Annotated in this window: 16 protein-coding genes and 2 tRNA genes; 9 read left to right on the forward strand and 9 right to left on the reverse strand. The window is 41.0% G+C overall.

The features are described 5' to 3' along the window. Positions 1–112: 112 nt before the first annotated feature. From KEM09_RS16195 to KEM09_RS16205, 3 genes are read right to left on the reverse strand one after another with little or no spacing between them, the layout of a single operon-like run. Positions 113–601 (reverse strand): flavodoxin, encoded by a 489-nt coding sequence (locus KEM09_RS16195; protein WP_212229860.1) that lies wholly within the window; start codon positions 599–601, stop codon positions 113–115. A gap of 51 nt (positions 602–652) precedes the next feature. Beyond that, positions 653–1,297, reverse strand: a complete 645-nt coding sequence (locus KEM09_RS16200; protein ID WP_212229862.1) for an O-methyltransferase — start codon at positions 1,295–1,297, stop codon at positions 653–655. Positions 1,298–1,299: 2 nt separating this feature from the next. Further along, positions 1,300–2,520, reverse strand: a complete 1,221-nt coding sequence (locus KEM09_RS16205; protein ID WP_212229864.1) for a M16 family metallopeptidase — start codon at positions 2,518–2,520, stop codon at positions 1,300–1,302. Between the two features lie 180 nt (positions 2,521–2,700). Here KEM09_RS16205 and KEM09_RS16210 point away from each other — a divergent pair. From KEM09_RS16210 to KEM09_RS16220, 3 genes are all read left to right on the forward strand, one after another. After that, positions 2,701–2,776: transfer RNA gene (locus tag KEM09_RS16210), tRNA-Phe, on the forward strand. Positions 2,777–2,883: 107 nt separating this feature from the next. Then, a tRNA-Phe gene (locus tag KEM09_RS16215) sits at positions 2,884–2,956 on the forward strand. 168 nt (positions 2,957–3,124) lie between these two features. Continuing rightward, the gene (locus tag KEM09_RS16220; protein WP_212229866.1) at positions 3,125–4,399 is read left to right on the forward strand and encodes a hypothetical protein; all 1,275 of its coding nucleotides are present in this window, start codon (positions 3,125–3,127) and stop codon (positions 4,397–4,399) included. Here the strand turns inward: KEM09_RS16220 and cobT are convergent. Genes cobT through KEM09_RS16240 form a run of 4 tightly spaced genes read right to left on the reverse strand, consistent with a single transcriptional unit; the run spans position 4,396 to position 8,921 of the window. Next, positions 4,396–5,478 carry a nicotinate-nucleotide--dimethylbenzimidazole phosphoribosyltransferase gene (gene cobT / locus KEM09_RS16225; RefSeq protein ID WP_212229868.1) on the reverse strand — a complete coding sequence of 361 codons (1,083 nt, stop codon included), beginning with the start codon at positions 5,476–5,478 and terminating at the stop codon, positions 4,396–4,398. The genes KEM09_RS16220 and cobT overlap by 4 nt on opposite strands. Continuing rightward, positions 5,478–6,425 carry an adenosylcobinamide-phosphate synthase CbiB gene (cbiB, locus tag KEM09_RS16230; protein ID WP_212229870.1) on the reverse strand — a complete coding sequence of 316 codons (948 nt, stop codon included), beginning with the start codon at positions 6,423–6,425 and terminating at the stop codon, positions 5,478–5,480. The genes cobT and cbiB overlap by 1 nt, the downstream gene beginning before the upstream one ends. After that, complete coding sequence (locus KEM09_RS16235; protein WP_212229871.1) at positions 6,422–7,465, reverse strand: pyridoxal phosphate-dependent aminotransferase; 1,044 nt, start codon at positions 7,463–7,465, stop codon at positions 6,422–6,424. The genes cbiB and KEM09_RS16235 overlap by 4 nt, the downstream gene beginning before the upstream one ends. After that, on the reverse strand, positions 7,443–8,921 hold the full coding sequence (locus tag KEM09_RS16240; RefSeq protein ID WP_212229873.1) for a cobyric acid synthase: 1,479 nt from the start codon (positions 8,919–8,921) through the stop codon (positions 7,443–7,445). The genes KEM09_RS16235 and KEM09_RS16240 overlap by 23 nt, the downstream gene beginning before the upstream one ends. 151 nt (positions 8,922–9,072) lie before the next feature. On the opposite strand from KEM09_RS16240, the gene KEM09_RS16245 reads away from it, so the two are divergent. After that, positions 9,073–10,068 (forward strand): DUF3667 domain-containing protein, encoded by a 996-nt coding sequence (locus tag KEM09_RS16245; RefSeq protein WP_212229875.1) that lies wholly within the window; start codon positions 9,073–9,075, stop codon positions 10,066–10,068. A 57-nt stretch (positions 10,069–10,125) separates the two neighbouring features. Further along, the gene (locus tag KEM09_RS16250; protein ID WP_212229877.1) at positions 10,126–10,713 is read left to right on the forward strand and encodes a DUF3109 family protein; all 588 of its coding nucleotides are present in this window, start codon (positions 10,126–10,128) and stop codon (positions 10,711–10,713) included. Between the two features lie 47 nt (positions 10,714–10,760). Here the strand turns inward: KEM09_RS16250 and KEM09_RS16255 are convergent, their stop codons facing one another. Beyond that, the gene (locus KEM09_RS16255; RefSeq protein ID WP_212229878.1) at positions 10,761–11,759 is read right to left on the reverse strand and encodes an SRPBCC family protein; all 999 of its coding nucleotides are present in this window, start codon (positions 11,757–11,759) and stop codon (positions 10,761–10,763) included. A 112-nt stretch (positions 11,760–11,871) separates the two neighbouring features. Continuing rightward, positions 11,872–13,398 (reverse strand): glycoside hydrolase family 10-like protein, encoded by a 1,527-nt coding sequence (locus KEM09_RS16260; protein ID WP_212229879.1) that lies wholly within the window; start codon positions 13,396–13,398, stop codon positions 11,872–11,874. A gap of 153 nt (positions 13,399–13,551) precedes the next feature. On the opposite strand from KEM09_RS16260, the gene KEM09_RS16265 reads away from it, so the two are divergent. The 4 genes from KEM09_RS16265 to KEM09_RS16280 all read left to right on the forward strand — a co-directional run bounded on the left by KEM09_RS16265 (position 13,552) and on the right by KEM09_RS16280 (position 21,132). Next, positions 13,552–17,880, forward strand: coding sequence for a response regulator (locus KEM09_RS16265; RefSeq protein ID WP_212229880.1), 4,329 nt, complete (start codon positions 13,552–13,554; stop codon positions 17,878–17,880). A gap of 5 nt (positions 17,881–17,885) precedes the next feature. Next, a complete protein-coding gene (locus tag KEM09_RS16270; RefSeq protein WP_212229881.1) occupies positions 17,886–19,451 on the forward strand; it encodes a LamG-like jellyroll fold domain-containing protein in 1,566 nt (521 codons plus the stop codon). A 116-nt stretch (positions 19,452–19,567) separates the two neighbouring features. Continuing rightward, on the forward strand, positions 19,568–20,152 hold the full coding sequence (locus KEM09_RS16275; RefSeq protein ID WP_212229882.1) for an RNA polymerase sigma-70 factor: 585 nt from the start codon (positions 19,568–19,570) through the stop codon (positions 20,150–20,152). An 8-nt stretch (positions 20,153–20,160) separates the two neighbouring features. Beyond that, positions 20,161–21,132: a FecR family protein gene (locus tag KEM09_RS16280; RefSeq protein WP_212229883.1), complete on the forward strand. Its 972-nt coding sequence runs from the start codon at positions 20,161–20,163 to the stop codon at positions 21,130–21,132. Positions 21,133–21,207: the final 75 nt, after the last annotated feature.

Raw genomic sequence — 21,207 nt, forward strand, 5'->3', positions numbered from 1 at the left:
CAAATAAAAGTATGGCGAATTAATCAATTTTGCCTGAAAAATTGATTTACGACCTGTTTACTAAGACTATCGCGGGATATTTTTAGACTAAATCACATATTAGGCTATAAGTCTAAAATGCCAACTGCTGGAGCCAGTTATGTATGCGCACATCAGTTAAATCAGGTTCATTATCTTCATCCAGTGCCAAACCAACGAAATAATCACCAATTTGCGCCTCTGAATCGGAGAAATCGTAACCTTCAACCGATGTTTCACCAATCACTTTACAACCTTTTTCAGCAAGCAGATGATACAGCTTGCCCATGCCGTTACAAAATGTATCAGGATAAGTATGCTGATCGCCTAATCCGAACAATGCAAATGTTTTACCGGATAGATCCATTGACAATAGCAGATCAACGAAAAGCTCAAAGTCATCCTGCAAATTTCCAACTCCCCAGGTTGAAGTACCCAGAATTATATTATCATACATCTTGATATCACTTACCCCCAGATCGTTTACCGGCAAGCAGGTAGCTGTTGGTAGCTGCTGATGTATTTTTTCAGCAACAAACTGAGTGTTTCCTAGTGATGAGCCATAAAAAATTGCAGTTGACATGAGGCGTAAGTTTTAAGTTTAGCTAAGAAACATCTTCTCTCGCAAAAAGTTCTATTTCTTGCGGATGATTGTTATACCATCTCTAATGGGCAAGATAACCTTTTCCACTCTGTCATCTTCTTTAATCAGCTGATTAAAAGCTAATAACTCCTGAGTATAAGCATCATTTGCCTGAATTTCCTGTATCACTTTTCCATCCCACAACACATTGTCGGCCAAGATATATCCACCCGGGTTCAGTCTATCAAATACTAATTTATAATACTGTCGATACTGTCGCTTATCTCCGTCCATAAATACTAAATCATATTTTTTATTGAAGGACGGAATAATGTCAATAGCACTGCCTATATGAAGTTTTATCATCTGATGCATGCCCGCCTTGTCAATAAAAGTCTGTATAAACTCTTCATTCTCATCATTAATTTCGATAGTATCGATACGCGCACCTTCACGACGACAACCTAAAGCCATGCTAATGGCCGAATAACCTGTAAACGTACCAATTTCCAGCACATTCAATGGATTTATCATGAGGCAGAGCATTTTAAGTATCTGCCCCTGAAGATGACCACTTAACATCCTCGGTTGTAACATTTTAATGTGCGTCTGCCGGTTCAATTCCTGTAGAATGGCATTTTCATCATCAATGTGATTGAGTATATAGTGTTCCAGATCTATGGAAATATTAGTCATTACTATTTATAAATGAGGTACGACAAACTGTTAGGATTGAGCATTTCATTGGCAACATCCTGCAATTCAGATGCCTTAATAGAATCTATTTTGTTACAGATTACATCAAGCGGGTCTACCTGGTCGTATAGCATAAAGCTTTTACCCATCGACAACATAAGGTTTTCGCGATTATCGGACGATATAGTGAGCTGCCCTTTCAGTTGCCTTGCCGCCTTATGTAACTGCAATGCTCCCAATTGCCTATCACGCAACAACTTTAGCTCACGATCAATAATACTAAATGAGCGAATCAGATTCTCTTCGTCGGTGCCAAAATAAATATTGAAAACACCTGTGCCAAAATAAGGAGCATAGCTGGACTCCACATTGTATGCTATACCATTTTTCTCGCGTAAAGCCATATTCAGTCGCGAGTTCATACCGGGTCCGCCAAGCAGGTTATTAAGTAAATGAAGGTGCAATCGCTTGTCGTGCCTGAAGTCGTAGGCCACATTACCTATCATTACATGGCACTGATGCGTATCGCGCTCAATGGTTTGCGATTCGGGCACATACTTATTAACCTCAGGTCGGCTAAATGAACGGATATTTTCCTCGACATCCCCAAAATACTTTTCGGCCCATTTAACTATTTTCTTGAAAGAGGCATTACCCACCGAGCAGAACACCATCTCATCAGTATTATAGTTGGCCTGCATAAACTGACGAATCATATTCTCATCAAATGTTTTCAGTTTTTTCTCCGTTCCCAGGATGTTGCGCCCCATCGGATCACCTTTGAATAGCATCTCTTCAAACTCATCAAAGATATACTCGGCCGGACTGTCCTTATAAGAGTTGATTTCATCAACAATCACCTCTTTTTCTTTGGCCAGCTCTTTAGTTGGAAATGTAGAATTAAAAGTGATATCATGAATGAGTTCTATGGCTCGTTCATAATCCTGCTTTAAAAAAGAAGCATAAATACAGGTCTCTTCTTTGGTGGTATAGGCGTTCAGCTCCCCTCCTACATCATCCAAACGGCTCAATACATGATAAGCCTTCCGCTTTTTGGTCCCTTTAAAAATTACATGTTCAATAAAATGAGCCATGCCATGCTCCTCTTCCTTCTCATCACGCGAACCAGCATTGATAATTAACCCACAATACCCAACTGCCGACTTATCCTGCCGATGAATAACGCGAATTCCATTTCGCAAAGTATATATTTGATATTCCATTAATTTTTTTTGAGGGTGCAAAAATACTAAACATCAGGCAAATTCACACACCCATTAAAGAAAAGCAACACTAAAAGTTGAAAAATGTTTTTGTGGTATAAAATCTTTGCCTATATTTGCAACCGCAATTCGGAAGAGATGCAACGAAAAGTCCCGATACGCGGGGGTTTGACACAGATTGGTGCCATAGCTCAGTTGGTAGAGCAACGGACTGAAAATCCGTGTGTCCCTGGTTCGATTCCAGGTGGCACCACCAGTCGTAAGGCTGATTTTAGGGTTTATTAATAACCTGTGGGGACAGGTTATTAATCCAAAGGGTAAAGGGTTATTGTTTATGTTATTTTTACTTTGTAAAAATAACTCGGTGCCATAGCTCAGTTGGTAGAGCAACGGACTGAAAATCCGTGTGTCCCTGGTTCGATTCCAGGTGGCACCACAAGAAAAGATTGCTTAAAGAGTTAAGCAATCTTTTTTTTTAACCTTGATTCAAATTTTCCTCTCCTCTCAAATCTCTCGAATAAAATCTAATTATCATTACCCAATTGAATGCTGACGTTTGAAAAAATGTGGCAATCATATACTAATATTAGATAAAACAATGCGTATGAGAGGTTTTATTTTAGCCCTATTACTCCTGACTACCAGTTTCACATATGCCGGTAATAACAAGCAAGACACCATTACAAATGTCACTAATCAGTATCCTGGACTGGGTAAAGCAGCTTCTAGTATATTCTATTCAGATAAGCCATGGTCAGTAAGCGGCTTTGGGGAGATTAATACTGTTACAACACCCGGCTATACCCCCAACAAGGATGCATTGGGCGATATCGAGCTATATTATAATAATCTCTACCGCCTTGCCACATTCTTTGGCTACAGATTCAATGATAAATTGATTATTAACTCGGAACTGCAGGTTGAATATTTAAGCTCCGGACAGGAGAGCCATACCGAGATAAACTTTGAACTCTTTATGGACTATCGCTTCAATAAAGCATTTAATCTGCGTGCCGGTTTCCATCCCTTAGGTATTGGCTACATCAATAGCAATGACGAGCCAATTTTGTTTTACTCTGTTAACCGGCCCGAAACCGAACGATTGATACTTCCATCAACCTGGATTGAGTTGGGGCTGGCTGCCTATGGACAACTATCACCCAGCATCAGCTACTTTACCAGTATTGTTACCGCTTTGGATGGACAACACTTCAGAAGTGCTACATGGGTAAGAAATGGTCGCGAAGCATTTGATTTGAACTCGCTTGCCTGGGTAGGTCAACTGAATTATACTAACAAATCGGGATTAAACCTAAACATATCGGGCTATTACGGTTCAAACGGCAATGATGCCTATCAAATAGAGGATGCACCACAGCAACTCAATTCAAAACTATCACTACTATCTGGCTATGCACGATATACCCGTCAAAATTTCAGAGTACTCGCTGCCGGGACTTACGGCTGGCTGTCAGATTCCTATGGCGTTTACCACCTTACCAGTCAGGATGGAGGCGACGGACAGGTTCTGGGTTCACAAGTATTTGGCGCCTATACCGAAGCAGGCGTTGATATTCTTCACTGGCTCTGGCACCACCGGAAAGACATCAATAAAACAATATTGGACACGCATGAAATGAAATGGTCATTCTTTGTCAGATATGAACACCTCAACACACACCACAAGGTGGATAGCCGGCTAAGCGAATACCCTCGCGTACAAAACTATATGAATATACTGGCATTAGGCACGAATATTAACCTTACCGAAGATATTGTTATTAAAGCCAATTACCAGTTCAGGCAGAACCTTACTCCTTCGGAGTTCTCGATACCAACTGGTAATTGTTTTGAATTTGGTCTCGGTTTTAACTTTTAATTCTTACTCTCATCAGTAATTCGTATTCCCAGGTTGGCTGTGTTAACAATAGCTGCTTCATCAAACGATGTCATTTTGTTTAACATAGCCACCGCACCTTTCACAACAGTATAAGCTACCGCTGCACCCGTTCCTTCTCCTAAACGAAAGCCTAAATCCAAAATTGGCTCACCCCCAAGATAATCGACCATGTGTTTATGCCCTTGCTCCTGCGACTGGTGAGAAAAAAGCGCATAGCTGACCACATTGGGTTCAATGGCATGCGCTGCCAGCAGAGCCGAAGTTGTTATAAATCCATCGGTAATAATAATCATACGGCGGGCAGCCGCTTCAAGCATACCTCCTGCTATGGTAGCAATCTCAAGCCCACCAAAGCGTGCCAGATTCTCAATGGCATTATCCGAAATACCATGCTTCTTGATAGCATCGCCCAGCACCCTGGCTTTATTCTTAACACCCTCTGCTGTTAACCCTGAACCCGGACCAACAGCCTTGTCCACATCCAGCCCGGTAAAAACTGACAACAAAGCAGAAGCCGGCGAAGTATTTCCAATTCCCATCTCCCCAAAACCAACTACATTAGTGCCTTCATTCGCTAACTTCGCTACAATATTGCGCCCATTATTCAATGCCTGCAAACATTCATCGATGGTCATCGCCGGTTCTTCTAAAAAGTTACGGGTACCCTTCCTCACCTTAGCGTCTATTAGCCTCGGGTGAGGCTGAAAGTCAAAATTAACACCCGCATCTACCACTTTTAAATCAAAACCATACTCCTGCGAAAAAAGGCCTATGCCTCCACCTCCATTAAGAAAATTCAGGCACTGCTGCCAGGTTATCTCAACCGGACAAGGGCTTACTCCCTCATCGCAGATGCGATGATCGGCTGCCACGGTTAGCATCACCGGTTTACTCAATTGAGGCGTTAAAGAACCTTGTATCAGGCCAATTTGCTTAGCCAGACGTTCCATCTGCCCCAGGGAACCAACAGGCTTGGCTTTCTGATCAATTTTATATTGAAGCTGTTCGGCCAATTCATACCGAAGTGGCTCAATGTTAAGGTCATCCAGTTTAATCATTACTGAAGAATTATATATCTTATTACTATACACAAAAGAATACTGCAAAAGCATACCCAATGATTCACCCGGGCAGTTTTATATACATCATGCAATTTCAATGGACGCTCATTGATACCAATAAATGGTTTATCTACCATCCGACCATGGTAAATATTTGGCCCGCCAAATTTGACATCCAAAATACCTGCCAGCGCTGCCTCGGGATACCCAGCATTGGGGCTACTATGTTTATTACCAAACATGACAACAAACCGCATGGCACGAACTGACCCTCGAACTACTGACATTAATAAAGCCGTTATGCGAGCCGGCAGATAATTAGCCGCATCATCAATATAAGCAGCTGCCCGCCCATACAACAGGTAACGCTCGTTCTTATAGCCAATCATTGAGTCAAGTGTATTAATCATCTTATAAGCCATCATACCCGGAACGCCTAATAAGATGAACCAAAAAACAGGGGCAACCACCCCATCACTCAGGTTCTCTGCCATGGTCTCAAGAGCAGCCTTTCTTACTTGCTGTTCAGACAGTTGAGAAGTATCCCGCCCCACTATGCGACTCAACTGCCGGCGACCGGCCTCTATCCCGCTTTTTTCCAGGACCTTAAACACATCAACACCTTCCTTAATAAGCGTTTTGTTGGCCAAGCCGTAAAAGAAGAAAAGCATAGTCAGCAAAGCATTTAACCACATACCAACTTGTTGAGACCAAAACATAAGCCAATAAAACCCCAGATATACTAACACTATTAGCCCGACACTGGAGAACAAACCTTTAAGTAAACGATGGCTACCTTTATTTAAACGATGCTCTGAGAAACTAATCATCCGCCCAAAATAAACCACCGGATGCGGTAACGCTATCGGATCGCCCAGTAATAAATCAAGCAAATAGGCCACTACAACGGCCAATACCAGCCATAAATCTGCATATTCAATCATTGGAATATACTTTTAAAGGCTGTTATCAGTCTATCATTCTTTTCTCGCGAAAGAGTAGCCAGCCGTATATGGTATTCGCACAAGGTTCGGAAATTACTGGCATCGCGCACCAGCAAACCATACTTTTCCACTAATAATTGCTTTAATTCAGCTGCTGGCATAGGTGTTTTAACCAGAAAATAGCCTGTTGAAGAGGGATAGACTTCAATTCCAGGAATGGCTGAAATCTCAGTCCTGAAAGTCTTTGACAGACTCAGATACGTTAATAATTCAAGCTCATCAATAATTGGTTGACGAAGGGCAAATTCACCTGCTTTAAGCGCCAGACTATTAACCGACCAGGGCGGCCTATAGATGGATAATCGACTAACAACAGCCTGATGCCCTAACACATATCCCAGGCGCAATCCGGGCAAGCAATAGTTTTTAGTCATCGATTTAAGGATCAGCAGGTTCTTAAACCTGCCAATATATGGAACCATAGAGATATCCTCGATGCAAAAGTCAGCATAGGCTTCATCAATTACAAATGTGGTCTGAGGATTATTCTTAATGAGATCAAGCAATAGCTCTTTTGAAAACACTTCACCGGTTGGATTATTGGGGTTACATAACCAGAATAGCCCTTCAGGTGTATTCATTCCATCTGAAAGGAACCCTGCGCCACAATAACTAATCTGATGATTGTAAACCTGGCATGCATGCTCATATTCAGAAAAAGTGGGGGTAATAATGCGGCTGCCGGCATTAGCAAAGCCCTGAGCAATGTAAAATATAGCCTCAGCGGTTCCGTTACAAACCAACACCTGATCTTCAGCCACATGATGATTATCAGCCAATGCAGCAGTAAGTGATTCACACTGCAATTCAGGATAGTTGGCAATGCAGGACATATTAGCTTTAAGGAAGCTATCCAACTCAGGATGAGGTCCTTTATACCAGGTATTAGTACTAAAATCGGCAATTATATCATGACAATAGCGATAAGCATCATTACCATGAGCAAACTGACTGCTTCTACTGATTAAGGATACCGGCATTATCATATATGGTTTTAATATTAATGTGCTGACGCAAATGTGCTGCCAGACGATCGTATTCGTTTTCTTTAAACTCATTATACGAAAACAATGCACCTGGTTCATTGGTATAAGGAGCTACCAGCCGGTCAATTACCTCCTGGTTATCAAGTATCCCATGCATATAGGTTCCCCAGCAATAGTCATTCAGGTAAATTCCATCAGTATGCCCGTCATTAGTGGTAACCAATGAGCGCACATCATCGTGTATAGTACTTTCACCCATATGTATCTCGTAGCCGGCACAAATACCCCTGCCATCAAGAAAAGTAAATTGTTGCTGCACCGTCTTTTTATGACTCGTAATCACTGTGGTCATCGGCAGCAGTCCTATGCCTTCAATAGTGGATACAACGCCCTCGATATTATGCGGATCATCAATACGCTCACCCAACATCTGGTAACCTCCGCAAATACCTATAATTGTTTTATTAGCCTGTTGCATTTGTTTTAACAAGGCAGGAATACCTTTTTCGCGGATATAAAGTAAATCTTTGATTGTGCTTTTTGAGCCCGGGAGAATAACAATATCGGCCTTTTCAATTTGAGATAGCTCTGTTGAATAGTATACATTTATGCGTTTATCAAACTGCAAAGCATTAAAATCGGTAAAGTTTGACATCTGTGGCAACTTTACAACAACTACATTCACTTTGCCCTCTGCGGGTATATTATTCCGGGTTTCAAGCGCCACCGAATCCTCGTCCTCAATATAAATATCTTTAAGATAGGGTACTACACCTACTACCGGAATACCAGTGAGGTCTTCAATTATCTGTCTGCCTTCGTCAAACAAACGCACATCGCCCCTGAATTTATTTATGATTATGCCCTTCAGCAAAGCACGTTCCTCTTCATTAAGCAGCATTACCGATCCATAAACACTGCCAAACACACCACCGCGCTCAATGTCGGCTACCAAATACACATCTGCGCCAGCCCTAGCAGCCATGCGCATATTAACTATATCACGTTTTTTCAGGTTTAATTCTGATATTGAACCTGCCCCTTCCATAACAATGGGTGAATATCTTTCTGACAGTCGACAGAAAGCGGCATAGGCCTCATCAAACAAACGAACATTGTCATCCTTACGGAAATACTCATAAGCCGAACGATTGCCAACAGGTTTACCATTCAAAATGACTTGTGACATCATTTCACCACTTGGCTTTAACAGAACAGGATTCATATCGGTATGACAGGCTATTCCGCATGCCTCGGCTTGCACAGCCTGAGCACGCCCAATTTCATAACCGTCAGGCGTAGCAAAGCTATTTAAAGACATGTTTTGTGCCTTAAACGGAGCCGGAAGGCAGCCATCCTGTTTCAGAATCCGGCAAAAACCGGCATTTAAAACACTTTTACCGGCATCGGAGCATGTACCAACAAACATTATCGGTTTGTGCATTTTCATAAGTAGGGGTAAAATTTTGCCAAATATAGCAATTAAAGATCAGGCATCGGGGACTTTCACTACTTATTAACCTAAGACTTATACACAGTTTTTGTCACCCAACCAATAAAAAATTATCTTTAGGACCAATTCTAATCCCAGTTATAAACCTATGAGTACGGCCGAACACCAAACCGAGAATGAGCTAATAATTTGTAAAAACTGTGACAACCAATTTAGTGGCAAATACTGTTCAAACTGCGGACAGTCAGTAAAAGAGCTCGAACGCCCCATTCGCTTTATGATAGCAGATTTTATGGGCACCATCATTACATTCGACACCAGACTGGTAAAAACCCTGGTGACCATACTTTTTAAGCCCGGCCGACTGACGCTTGATTACATAGCTGGCAAAAGAGCCAGGTACATGCCTCCTTTCCGCTTTTACTTGTTTATCAGTTTTGTAATGTTCTTACTCATGTCTATTGTCACTAACAATTCGATACATGACAATTACGACAATACCAAAAATAAAGTAGAAACTGGTAAAGCAGAAATAAGTGCTATGGTTGATTCGGTTAAGCATAGCAACGATTCCATTTATGTAGCCGCACGCGAAGCCATTAAGGCAGAATTGGATAGCGCACAGATTGATTCGATAAAAATGGACAAAATGGACTCATTTATTGCCGACATTGAAGATGCAGTCGAAGATGTGGATGATAGTGACTCGAAATATGCGAAAACAGCCAGAATGATAAAGGACTACCCCGAACTGTACATTAACAAGCTCTACCAGTTCACGTCGTGGTCACTATTTCTTTTTATGCCAATTTTTGCTTTTTTTCTGTGGATTAGTTTCTTCAGAACCCGCAGGCTGTATATCGGACATTTAATTTTTGCGCTCAATATCCATTCATTCATTTTTACCATTACTGCCATCGTCATTGCTGTCAATATCATTTTCAAAAACTATTCGGTTGGTTGGATTGGCTACCTGTACTTCCTGGTGCCTCTCTATCAAATCATTGGAGCAAAGCAACTGTATCATCGCAAGTGGATAAACACCTTCTTTAAAATGACACTGGTATGGATGATGTATAGCTTTGTATGGCTAATTGGGCTGATTTTACTTGCTACTTTAACATTCTTTGGCTTAAATTCATAAACACACATTGTGAGCTATTTTTCTATCTTTGCAGCGCTTTATTTAAAACAAGGATAGATGATTCAGATTGATGATAAGATAATTAGCACTGATATATTTGAGAAACGGTTTGTTTGTAACCTGGACAAATGCAAAGGTGAGTGCTGTGTTGAGGGCGAATCGGGTGCACCGTTGGAAGACGACGAAACCACAATTCTGGAGGACATCTACCCGGTTATTAAGCCTTACCTGACCGAAACAGCCATCTCAGAAATTGAGAAACAAGGCAAATGGATAGTTGATACCGATGGAGATAAGGTGACACCCATTATTAATGGCAAAGAATGTGTGTATACTTATTTTGATGAAAAAGGCATCTGTAAATGCGCCATTGATAAGGCCTATCAGGAAGGTCTGATTGACTTTAAAAAACCAGTTTCCTGCCATTTGTACCCCATCAGGGTAACCAAATACCCCGATTTTGAAGGCTTGAATTATCACACCTGGCCCATCTGTCATCCAGCACGCGAGTTAGGCAGCCAGCTGGGAGTTCCTGTCTACAAATTCTTGAAAGAACCAATTATACGTAAATACGGCGAAGCGTTTTACAATGAGATGGAAGATGTGGAAGAAACACTGCGCAAACAAGGCTTACTTAACAAATAGCTGGTGGCATGCAGCAGCATAACACCACCAGCTTATCATTTTAAACCTCATTTAACCGGAATATAAATGGCCGTCAGCCAGTTGGCAGGATCTGTTTCATTGGATGGATCATTCAGATATATTTCAATTGGGTCTATCTTTTTATTGACCTTGAGGCGCTTATACCTGGCATAACTATAAGCAGCTGCCCAGCCATTTCCCAAATGCTCGTAATCACCTTTAAAAGTCACTTTAACCGCCTTTATTGTCGGATAGGTTTCTTTATAAAACTCGCCATCTAAAACAATCGCCTGATTAACAGGCACACCAGATGAATATGTACATTCAGGATCAGTAAAATCAAATTTGTGATAGATCGAAAATGCTGAGTCACTCTCAACACCTTCCTTTTCGCACAGTTCGTTGATTTTTGCAAATGTAGCTTTCATTGAAGGACCAACTTCGTACATAGGGCAAGTTTCTCTGATGGCTATATAATCAAAGCCATCAAGCGTTGCTACGCCATCAATCTTCACTTCCGAATCGATTTTACCTTTTTCTATAAAATCCTTAATCATCTTCAGCCCGCGTTCATAATCCATTCCTATCCATGGCTCCATCTGCTTGGCCATGAATTTGAAAAAGAATGGCATTTTACCTCTCATTCCCCAGGTTACTTCACATCCTCCATCTACTTCGGTAAACCGCCAGTAAACCTCCGACTTTGACTTAAAAGGTTTTATAAACCTTATTTCCTGCAAAATAGATGCATTTTCAACAATATCCAGATGCTCTATCTCTCCCGTACCTACCAAATCGCCCACCCAGCTATTAACAGCTCCAGTTCCAAGGCCTCCGTTAGTTACATTCACCTTAGCATCAGGCTCCATACAAAGCCATGGCGACCAGGTTGGCCAGGTTTTGAAATCAGCCACCAACTCAAAAACCCGCTCACGCGAAGCCTCCACCACTTGCGATTTATTAACATGATAGGAACCATCGATACTGAACAGCCAGATAAACACACCGGCAAAAATTACGGCAAGAAGAATTAAAGCTATTTCCATAACATAAAGGATTAGTGATTTTTAAAACATGGAAGATAACGAAGTTTTTAGGCGAACGCAAACCCCTTTAAGTTCGCTTAGAAATAACTTTGCAATGCCCAAAATCTGGCGTTTAAAACTCTACCACCAATGGTTCACTTAAAGTTCCTTCGGTATTACCTGCTCCCAAAGCCGCTACTCGTATTATATATTGCCTGACAAAACCATTAGTGCGCTTCGGTATTCTATACTTAGTATCATACACCACATCCAATATGAACCTGGCATCATCCGGCGAAAATGCATCAAAAGCCTGATATCGGTAGATAATGTATTTCTCAGGTGCTGCATTGTCGTTATTGGTGCTTTTCCATTTTATCTTTCTCCTAGTCGCTTTAAGCTTTTCAACATCTCCAGCTAAAGCAGCACTTTGACTATTAGCACCATAGATTGCCAACGCTTTGGTCTGATAAAAGTTATTTATCAGCGAATCTTGTAAACCCAGCAAATCGCGTTTCAGATGTTTATAACTAAAGAACACACTGCCATTAAGGTTGCTGGAACTTCTCACTAATCCAAGTTGAGACGGCAATTGCTGAACATCCTGCCAATCGGCCTTATCCGAACCAATCTTGTAAATACCATGACCAATATAAACTGGCAGACCACAACTATTCTCATTCCACCAATTAACTAATACGAGATAGTTGGCAACCGGATGCGACGTTCCCCAGTATAACTGTGGCACCACATAATCAATCCAGCCATTCTGCATCCATTTCAGCACATCGGCATAAAGACCATCATAATTCGTAGTTCCTGCTTTTGTATCTGAACCTAGCGGATCATCTGTTTTATTACGCCAAACACCAAAAGGACTTATACCAAATTGCACCCATGGTTTGGTTGATTGTATAGTTGCCTGTATCGACCGAATGGTTTGATTGACATTTTCTCTTCGCCAGTCAGCAATATCATCAAATTGCATCTGTCCATAACGCTCATAATACATAGAATCAGGAAACACCTGTCCGCTAACCGGATAAGGATAAAAGTAATCGTCCATATGAATCCCATCAATGGCATAATTTTCTACCAACTCCTTAACCACCTTGTTAATATGCGTATTGGCATCAGGGTGTCCCGGGTTGAAATAAAGCTTATTCCCATATTCTACAAACATTTCGGGCGTATCATGGTATGGGTGCTTTGCAGGTAACTCATCCCGCATATTCATAGAGGCTCTGTAGGGATTAATCCAGGCATGCAGTTCAAGTCCGTCAGCATGTGCCAGCTCAATCCAATACTTGAGCGGATCATACTTTGGTGACTTACCTGCCTCACCTGTCAATACCTTTGACCATGGTTCATAAACCGATTTATACAAAACATCTGAGGCCGGCCGGACCTGCAGGAATATTGCATTAAGTCCCAACTGTTTGCTATGCCTAATAATTTGCAAAGCCTCTGCCTTTTGTTCTTTCACCTTTAGTCCAGGTTGGCTGGGCCAGTCAATATTTGCAACTGTAGCAACCCAAACACCTCTCATCTCATTTTTGGGTGCCAGAGACGCCTCTTGTGCTATTAATAAACAGGGAGTAATTACATACAAGACAAAAATGAGGCTAAGCTTTGTGGCATTATTTATGTACACGGGCATTTAATATTATATTATGAAACTCAAAAATAGTAAAGCCAAATAAATTACAAACTTAATATTGACGAATCTGTTATTATCAAATAACCGTTTTTCAGGAGCTTAAAATGTTCTTATCTTTATAAGCTCAATATTATATCAGAAAACTAAAACCATATGGGGCTACTTAAACTGGGAGGAATGGCCAATTCTATTCAAAGAAAAGTTTCTATTGCATTTGTCATTATCATTCTTATAATGTCTGCCGTATCTTTTCTTAGTATCAGGGGCATTCGTCGCCTTTCGAATGTAGTGGAAAGCACAGAACAGGTTAATCAGCTTCAAAACAGCATATTTCACCTTCGCCTATATGAAAAACGGGCTTTTCTATCGGGCAATACCGCTCTTATTAATAAAGTTGATTCCCTCACATTCAGCATTAGTTCGCGCCTCCAAAATATCAGTCAATCAGAAGCTAACCCGCAAACAAAAGAATTACTGGCGCCGATGCACGATTTAGTAACCGCCTTTAATAAAGATTTCAAGCTCTATGCCTCCTTACATAACTACCAAAATATTTTATCGTTTAAAACGGATAGTATTTATGATGTTATTGAAAAAGAAGAGCTGCGCCATCAGGAGCTCATTGAAGACTGGATTGCAAAAAAACGAACTATACAGCAGACAACGCTTGAATACTACAATAAAGCACATGCCCTGCTAATAGCGATACGCTCTATGCAAAATCGCATTGAGATTGACTACTTGGGACAGGCTAGGCGCGACTCCATGGAAACCTGGTTTGACAACACCATAAACCTCACGTTTACCATTGAGAATCAGGTTAACAACATTGAAGCTCGCAGCCATATGAAGCAGTTCAGAGCTGACTTGCGTCACTACGAGCAAACCATCTTTAGAACCTTAGATTTAATAAATAACCTCAATGCCGTTCAGACATCATTAAAAAGCAACGCCAGCACCTTACAGAGAACTGCTGAACAAGCAGCAGCCATTCAATCGCAAATGCTAAGTAAGTGGGGCGTACTTAGCCTGCGCTTTTTAGTAATTCTGGTGGCAGTTGCAATCATTGCAGGTATTTTAGTTTTACGCTTTTTTGTTTTTACCATTACATCGGATGAGCGTAAAAGGCGCCACGCCGAAAATGCGATTGAAGACAACAGACGCTTGCTCGATGATATTATTAACAACTCAAAAGCACTCATATACGTCAAAGATCTGGAAGGCAGGTACTCCCTTGTTAACCAAAACTGGTGCGATGAGGTTGGCCTTAAAGAGGAGGATGTGATTGGCAAAAAAGCAGAAGTCCTGTTTGCCAAAGAACCCGTCGAGCAATGGCGCGAAGTGGATCTGCAAGTAATTAACAGTGGTATCCCCATCCACTATGAAGAAGAAATCGAGTTACGAACCGGGAAGCGCTACTTTTTATCCAATAAGTTTCCGATCAGAAACAAACGCGGTGAGATACAAGCCATTTGTGGCATATCAACTGACATTACAGAACTGAACAAAGCACTGCGTGATTTGGAAAGAAGCCGTGAGAACTACCGTAACATTGTAACCAATGTGCCTGGTATCGTATACACCGGCCTGGTGGATGACAGCCGAACCATGCTGTTTCTAAGCAGTGGTTTTAATAAGGTTACTGGTTTCGAACCTGAGAATTTCCTGGATGGCGTTCAGTCATTTACCAACCTCATTTTTGATAATGACAGAGAGCGGGTGCTAGATACAATTAAACAGGCTGTTGCCCAAAACCGCTCGTATGAAGTAGAATACCGCATAACCGATGTGCGCGGTGAGATGCGCTGGCTGCATGAGAAAGGCATGTCGGTTAAACAAAGTGAAGGTGGACATTACCTGCAAGGTGTAATGATTGATGTTACCGCTACCAAGGAAGCTATCTCGGAAGTAATGATGCGCGACCGCTTTCTGGAAGGTGTTGCTGAAGCCGTTAAGGAACTGATTGCCAACCAAGACTCTACAGAAGCTATCCGTAAATCCTTACGCATTGTGGCGCAAAGTGCAATGGTTGATCACTCATTTATATTTAAAAACGATGAGCCATTAGGCGACAACCAGCCTTCAGCATCGCATTTATACGAATGGCAAAAGGATCAAATAAAGCCAATTGAACGCACCAAGCTTCAAAATATTAAATACAGTCAAATTGGATCGCGCTGGTTCCATTTCCTATCTGACAAAAAAGACATCACGGGTTATAAAGATGATTTTGTTGAAGAAGAGCAGTTTTTATTCAATGAGTTAGGGCTGGAAAGCTTGCTGGTGGTACCTGTATTTGCCCGTAATACATTCTGGGGATTTATTGGTTTTGGCAACACCGACAAAGGCATGCCATGGGTTGAATCACACCGGGCCATTTTCAGAGCATATACGGTTACATTGGGTATTGCAATTGCCAAAGAGAAAGATGCAGTTCTATTGAAAGAAGCCAAGGATGATGCCGAAGCAGCTACAAAGGCGAAAAGTGATTTCCTGGCCAGAATGAGTCATGAGATCAGAACGCCTATGAATGCGATTGTTGGCTGGACACACCTTGCCATTGAGAAAGAAGTCAATCCGGGACAAAACGATTACCTGAAAAAAATTCAAGGCAGTTCTAAATCATTACTTGGCATTATCAATGATATCCTTGATTTCTCGAAGATTGAAGCCGGCAAGCTCAGCATTGAAACAATTGACTACGATCTGGAACAGGTATTTGACGACCTGAGTAATATGGTGGCCTACAAAGCCCATGAAAAAGGCCTCGATTTTATTTATGCACTGCACGCCGATGTACCACTTAACCTGATTGGTGATCCACTGCGCTTATCGCAGATATTGGTCAACCTGGTTAACAATGCCGTTAAATTCACCAATAAAGGTGAGATTGTCACAAGTGTTCTGGTGCTGCAGGAAGACGATAATGAAGTGGAGTTACTTTTCGAGGTGAAAGACACCGGCATTGGTATTAAAGAGGATCTGCAGGAGTACCTGTTCGATTCATTCTCACAGGCTGATGTGTCAACCACACGTAAATACGGTGGCACCGGACTAGGATTGGCTATCTGTAAGCGCCTGTCTGAACTGATGGGTGGCAGAATCTGGGTAGAAAGCACCTATGGCGAAGGAAGTTCATTCTTCTTTACAATGAAGGCAGGCAAACAAAAAGCCCAAAAACGCGATTTATTAATTCCACCTGAAGACCTGGAAAATAAGCATGTATTGCTCCTTGACAACCATCCGGCCACCTCTTCCATTATTAAAGACATGCTGGAGCTGCTTAAGTTTAGAGTGACATTAAAAAGACGTTGCGATTCTGCGATGCTCAAGCTTGTAGAAAGTCATCAGTCCGATCCTATCGATTTGATCATTGCCGACTGGAACATCCCCGGCAATAAGTTCAGCCATGCCATACAGGAGCTATACGTTAATAACACTAGCAAAGTACCAATTCTTGTTCTCATTAACGACTTCGGTCAGGACCATGACCTTCAAACCTTTATAAACAACAAGGCCATCGGTTCAATTATAAAACCGGTTAACTTCTCAACACTACACGATGCTTGCCTGGAAGCATTTGGTAAAGAAAAGACCAAATCGGCATGGCGCAAAAAAGAACCCGGGTTATACCTCAATGAGCTCAGACAACAGGAAGAAGTAAAAGTACTGTTGGTAGAGGATAACGAGACCAACAAACAAATCGGAATAGAATTGCTGGAACTGGCAGGTTTAAATGTGGATGTCGTATCAAACGGCAAAGAAGCTATTGCTGCTGTTCGCGACGGAGGCCCCAACTTTTTTGACCTTGTTCTGATGGACATCCAAATGCCTGTGATGGATGGGCTTGATGCCACTAAAGGCATATTAGCCATGGAAGAACATGCCAGCTTGCCAATTATTGCCATGACAGCCGATGCCATTGGTGGTATTAAAAAGAAATATCTCAATGCAGGCATGGTGGATATGATAGCCAAACCCATTGATCCTGAACAAGTTTATAAAAAAATTCTGAAATGGGTGGAAAAAAGAAGAGGCAGTAAGCGCCACAAACGTAAACCCATTGCAATTGTTGAAAAACCAGTAATAGAAATAAAACCCGACAGTAATAATTTGCCAGAAATAAAGGGAATTAATGTTAATGAAGGAGTTAAGCGATTTGCCAACCGATGGGACTTCTTCAAACGTCTTTTGCAACGTTTCTATTTCGACCACACCAATTTTGTGTTGGAATTTAATGCAGTAAGAGAATCAGAAAGAGATGCTGCAGAGCGCATGCTGCACTCTTTTAAAGGTATTTCGGGCACTATTTCGGCACCTAAACTCTATGAATTAGCCATTCAAACCGAGCAGGATTTTAAAAATGAAGAGCCCAAGTTTAATGAGCATTTTAAAGAATTATCTCAAGAATTAGAAACTATTTTGAAAGAATTAAGTACAAATAAAGCAGTTGATGTTGAGGGGTTTGAAAAACCAAAATAAGATGCATGATACAATATTGTAAATGGATAGTTTCCGGGCTTCTGCTAATCGCTCTGATGGCTTGCCAGGATGTAGAACCTGTTAGCAAACCAATAATTGCTTATCACTTTAACAATACGTTAAAGAACTCGGGAATGGTAAAAACAGCCATTTACGGACCCCAAGCAGCATCTTTTGCCTATTCAAAAAAAGACACCAGCCTCGATTTATCGCTCAATGCCTCAACACGCCAGCCACTTGCTATTAAACTGAAAGATAACTTTTCATTGAGCGACTATAAAGGTTTCACGGTGGCCTTTTGGGTCAAGAAGTTCCCATCCGATCCTCAAAACTATACTATCTTATCACATACTTATCAGGATTCAACCTGTGTGCAAGGCTGGAAAATCAACACACCCGCCAATGGCGCCTGGGAATGGCATCTGTCAGACGGCTGGGATGACTGGTACTACCAACCAACAGCCAAACAAACCATTAACGATGGTAAATGGCATTTGTTAGCTTTCTCCTATGACAAAGAATTGCAAGAAGCCCGCTTGTTTTACGACGGCAATAACGTTGCTGTCATCTCACTCCAAAACAACAAATTATCACTCAATAGCAGCCTGATTCATTTAGGCATTGCCGATAGTAATCAGCACAACATGGATCTATTCAATGGCGAAATTGATGATTTGCTTATTTGGTCGAGAGTAATCCCCGATAAAGAGATACAACTGCTGTACCGTCAAAAGGCCAGGCAAAAGTTGCAAACAGACAACACAAAGGAACAGTTTAAAGTAATGACCTGGAATATTTGGGATGGGGCTGTTCACGATGGCCGATTTGTTGGCGTTAAGCGCATTACCGAAATTATTGAACAGGCCGACGTTGATATTGTCGTATTGCAAAAATCTGGACAAGCAGCACCGTTTATTGCCGATGCATTAAATTACAAACTGTACCAACGAAGCAACAATTTAACTGTACTTAGTCGGTTTCCAATTATAAATGCGCACAATGTATTTCAACCCGAAACTGTGGGATGTATTGAACTTTCATTACCTAACGAAAAATCATTATTCATCTGCCCGATAAACCTGAACGCAACACCTAATTTGTCTGCATATATTCAATCAGGCGTTGCAGATACAGACTCGATCCTGCAATGGGAATCGGCAACAAGAGGTAAGGAATCTCAGTTTATCTTAAGCGAGCTCAATTATCAAATTACCAATGCCAATAAAAAACCAATAATAATTGCAGGCGATTTTAATTCAGGCTCCCACCTTGACTGGACAGCCAAAAACGCCCGCCATAACTATGGTTTGACAATTGCATATCCAACAACTCTAAATTTTGAGAAGAACGGATTAATTGACACCTACAGAAGGAAGCACCCTGATGAAACCAAGCACTTTGGTTATACCATTTCGCCTCGCTTCGATAGCATCATGAAAAACAGAACCAACTTCATTTACTACAAAGGCCAGCAACTTAAGCCTGTTGATAGCTATTTAATTGATGAACATCCTCAAACGTTCCCTTCTGACCATGCAGCTTTGGTGACCACATTTACATGGGAGGAGTAAATACTTTCTACCTAAAACCATTGGTTAGCAATTAAAAAAGGACTGGTACTAAAAAAATATGTAAATTGGATAAGGGAAAAACCTATTTGGCATGTCCTTTAATAAACTAGTTGTAAATGACTGTACAGTTAGACCCAAATATCCAGGATCGTGTGCTTTTGGAAAAAATTAAAGCAGGTGACGAACGTGCTTTTGAGCTGGTTTTTAAGAACTACTACCCGCACTTGGTGCTACTTGCCCAAAAATACCTTGGAGATAAAGATCTATCTGAGAGTATTGTGCAAGGTGTATTTGTAAAAATGTGGGAAAAAAGAAGGGAAACAGATATCAAATCACTGAAAGGCTTTTTGGTGGTAGCCGTTCGAAACAAATGTACCAATGAGCTTAAACACCGTCAGGTCGTTTATCAATACGAGAAAAATCAAAGCGAAAAGCCTGAGCCTGTTTGGATGTCGTTTAATGAAAATGTGTACCTGAATAAAATTAATAGTGTTATTGACGAATTGCCCGAACAACGAAGGCGCATATTCAGAATGAGCCGGATGGATGGACTTAAGTACAAAGAAATTGCCGAGAAACTAAATATATCGCCAAAAACAGTTGAAGTGCAAATGGGAAAAGCACTCAAATACCTGAGGGAACAGTTGCAACCTCTTAAAAAGCAAATGTTGGCAACCTTACTATTATTGCTAATGCTTTAATTGTGTGAATGATGAACAAAGAAAACGAAAATATTCGCTGGAGCCTGTTGGCTAAAGATGTGTCGGGAGAGCTGAGTGCCCAGGAGCATGAACAACTTCATAATGAGCTTGCCAACAATCAGGATATTGAAAAACAGGTGAAAAAGCTATGGGGCGATGCACACTACGCTCAAGCCCTTAAAGATATTAACACTGATAAAGCCTGGAGTAACGTTAAAACGCAAATCAACTCCAATAAAAAAGGTATTTTATTTAAACGCTACATGGCCATTGCGGCAACGCTGGTAATTATACTTGTTTCCAGCCTGTTTGTAGGAATCATATCAAAACAACAGACCTCTGTTATTAGTACAACACATAGTATTGAAAAGGTGGTTTTGCCTGATGGTACCACAGTTGACCTTAACCATGGAAGTACAATTACTTTCCCAAGAAAATTTAAGGGCAATACACGAAAGATACAATTGAATGGTGAAGCATTTTTTGATGTTGTCAGAAACGAAGCCATGCCATTCATCATAGAAACCGAACAGATCAATATCAGTGTACTTGGCACATCTTTCAATGTGAAAGCCTATGAAGGTGCAACAAATACTGAGGTTATTGTAACAAGTGGCAAAGTAAAAGTCGACTCAAAACTTAATAGCGAAAATGTTATACTTGAAGCTGGAGATGCTGTTAACTACTCAGTAAACTCAAATACTTTAGAAAGACACAAAGTATTTACTAACAATTACAAAGCCTGGAAAACGAAGGAACTGGAATTCAACAATACCAGCCTATCTGAGGTTATTCAAACAATTGAAGACAGCTATCATATATCAATAATTGTTGGCGACAGTATTTTCACTGAAAACAAAGTTTTGAATGCAACCTTCAGCAAATATTCTCTCGAACATGTACTGGAGTCTGTTTGTACATCATTTAACTTACAATACTCTAAACAGGGCGAAGCATATTTTATTGAAAACAGGCATTAAGCCAATATTTAAGGTTTAAAACAAATAATATCTGCAAAGGATTTGAAAAGAAAATGATACATTGTAATGGAATAA

The organism is Carboxylicivirga mesophila, assembly GCF_018271975.1.
GTDB classification, from domain to species: Bacteria; Bacteroidota; Bacteroidia; order Bacteroidales; family Marinilabiliaceae; genus Carboxylicivirga; species Carboxylicivirga mesophila.